The 225-nt window shown below is 31.6% G+C and carries 1 pseudogene; it reads right to left on the reverse strand.

Annotated features, from left to right (window positions below):
* Nucleotides 1–225: pseudogene (locus TP70_RS12470) on the reverse strand (hypothetical protein); the annotation flags it as partial.

Here is a 225-nt window from a genome sequence, read left to right on the forward strand (position 1 = left end):
CATATGTGTAATCTTCCATAAAGGTTTGAACATCTTTTTTTATTTCGGCATTTTTTTGATGTTTCTCAATTTCGTATTGATTAAACTGCAACTTAACAGGGACTGTTTTCTCACCTTTTTCTAATGCAGGCGCTTCTACTAAGTTTGTTTTAAATGTTTTACCATCAACGATTGCTTGTGCAAAGATATTTAATTTAGCATTTGGTTTATACGGCCCATATAGAT

Origin of the sequence: Staphylococcus microti (assembly GCF_000934465.1) — a bacterium.
GTDB lineage: Bacteria > Bacillota > Bacilli > Staphylococcales > Staphylococcaceae > Staphylococcus > Staphylococcus microti.